Annotated in this window: 2 protein-coding genes; one reads left to right on the forward strand and one right to left on the reverse strand. The window is 69.8% G+C overall.

Features of this window, described 5'->3' with window-relative positions:
- Window positions 1-404 precede the first annotated feature (404 nt).
- The gene (gene trhA, locus E2E34_RS33255) at window positions 405-1,115 is read right to left on the reverse strand and encodes a PAQR family membrane homeostasis protein TrhA (protein ID WP_138905554.1); all 711 of its coding nucleotides are present in this window, start codon (window positions 1,113-1,115) and stop codon (window positions 405-407) included.
- A 222-nt stretch (window positions 1,116-1,337) separates the two neighbouring features.
- Between trhA and E2E34_RS33260 the strand changes: the two genes are divergently transcribed.
- A partial coding sequence (locus E2E34_RS33260) for a phosphoenolpyruvate carboxykinase (GTP) (RefSeq protein ID WP_138905555.1) occupies window positions 1,338-2,505 on the forward strand: 1,168 nt, incomplete at its 3' end.

Genomic DNA, 2,505 nt, shown 5'->3' on the forward strand with positions numbered 1-2,505 from the left:
AGATGTGTATAAGAGCCAGGCATCGGCCCCCGCGGGCCGCCCGCCGTTCCTCCGCCGTTCTCCCGGCGGCCCGGCCCGGACGCGGCCGCCGGGCGGGCTCGCGGGACTGTCAGTGGAGCATGTCACGATGGGTGTGGGGTAGATGAACAGTCCGTGAAGCGGACTGGTGTGCGCATGCGCGCGCGAAAGGGGGAGCGGGGATGCGGGGAGTCGTCAACGGGTCGGCCGTCGTCGCGGCGGCGCTGTGTGTCGTGGGGTTCCTGGTCGGCGGCGGGGCCGCCGTGCTCGGGGTCGTGCTGGCCGTGGTCGCGGTGGTGGCGTGGCAGGTGGCCGCGGCGTCGAGACCGCGGCCGTCGCGGGCGGTACGGGTGGTGCGGGTGCGGCCACCGGACGGGCACCGGCCGTCAGGCCGAATAGGCCACCAGCGAGATGCCCACGTAGTGCGCGACGAAGGCGGCGAGGGTCAGCGAGTGGAAGACCTCGTGGAACCCGAACCACCGCGGTGACGGGTTGGGGCGCTTGAGGCCGTAGATCACGCCGCCCGCGCTGTACAGCAGCCCGCCGACGATCACCAGGACCAGGACGGTGATGCCGCCGGCGCGCATGAAGTCGGGGAGGAAGAAGACCGCTGCCCAGCCCATCGCGATGTAGCAGGGGGTGTAGAGCCAGCGCGGGGCGCCGACCCAGAAGACCCGGAACGCGATACCGGCGAGGGCCGCCGCCCAGACCGCCCACAGCAGGGTGCGGCCGGTGGAGTCGGGGAGCAGCAGCACGGTGAGGGGCGTGTAGGTGCCCGCGATGATCAGGAAGATGTTGGCGTGGTCGAGCCTGCGCAGCACGGCCTCGCCGCGCGGCCCCCAGGTGCCGCGGTGGTAGATCGCGCTGACGCCGAACAGGAGGCACGCGGTCGCGACGTAGACCGCGCAGGCCACCCGGGCGCGGGTGGAGTCCGCGAGGGCGATGAGCGTCAGGCCGGCCACGACCACGGCCGGGAACATGCCGGCGTGCAGCCACCCGCGCAGCTTCGGTTTGACGGGGGTGGGGAGCTCGATCTCGACGGGGCCGTGCCCGGGGTCGTCGGGGTTCGTGCGGTGATCGGACTGGGCGGACGTCATGAGCGACATGCTACCTACGCGACCGTAGGTTACGCGTAGGTAGGGGTGAAATGAGTGGTGATGCTCACGTGAGAGGCCCCCTGGACATATGGGCGCGCGCCACCGATCATCAGATGAGTGCGGTCGGCACCGGATGAGCGCCAACGAATCACCGTCGTGAAGCATCCGGGTCGCGGCCCCCACGGGGCATACACCTGAAAACACCCTCACTTAGGAGCAACCGTGGCGCGCGAGAACGCGGCTCCCACCACCCTTCCGACGAACCACCAGGAGCTGATCTCCTGGGTCGACGAGATCGCAGCCCTCACCGAGCCCGACCAGGTGGTCTGGTGCGACGGCTCGGAGGCCGAGTACGAAAGGCTCGCCGAGGAACTCGTCGCCAAGGGAACGTTCAAGAAGCTGGATCCGGTCAAGCGCCCGAACTCCTACTACGCCGCGTCCGACCCGAGCGACGTCGCCCGCGTCGAGGACCGCACGTTCATCTGCTCCGAGAAGGAGGAGGACGCGGGTCCGACGAACCACTGGAAGGCCCCCGCCGAGATGCGGGCCATCTTTACCGGGGAGGGAGACGGTGTCGCCGGCGAGAAGGGCGTCTTCCGCGGCTCGATGCGTGGCCGCACGATGTACGTCGTGCCGTTCTGCATGGGCCCGGTCGGGTCACCGCTGTCCGCCATCGGAGTGGAGATCACCGACTCGGCGTACGTCGCCGTCTCCATGCGCACGATGACCCGCATGGGCCAGGCCGTGCTCGACGAGCTCGGCACCGACGGCTTCTTCGTCAAGGCCGTCCACACGCTCGGCGCGCCGCTCGCCGAGGGCGAGGCCGACGTGCCGTGGCCGTGCAACTCCACGAAGTACATCTCGCACTTCCCCGAGGACCGCGAGATCTGGTCCTACGGCTCGGGCTACGGCGGCAACGCCCTGCTCGGCAAGAAGTGCTACGCCCTGCGCATCGCGTCCGTCATGGCGCGCGACGAGGGCTGGCTGGCCGAGCACATGCTGATCCTCAAGCTCACCCCGCCGAAGGGCGAGTCGAAGTACGTCGCCGCGGCGTTCCCGTCCGCCTGCGGCAAGACCAACCTCGCCATGCTGGAGCCCACGATCTCCGGCTGGACCGTCGAGACCATCGGCGACGACATCGCCTGGATGCGGTTCCGCGAGGACGGCCAGCTGTACGCGATCAACCCGGAGGCCGGTTTCTTCGGCGTCGCGCCCGGCACCGGTGAGCACACCAACGCCAACGCCATGAAGACCATGTGGGGCAACTCCGTCTTCACGAACGTCGCGCTCACCGACGACGGCGACGTGTGGTGGGAGGGCATGACCGAGGAGGCGCCCGCGCACCTCACGGACTGGAAGGGCAACGACTGGACCCCCGAGTCCACCACCC

The sequence above is a fragment of the Streptomyces albidochromogenes genome (genome assembly GCF_005981925.1).
Lineage (GTDB): Bacteria > Actinomycetota > Actinomycetes > Streptomycetales > Streptomycetaceae > Streptomyces > Streptomyces albidochromogenes.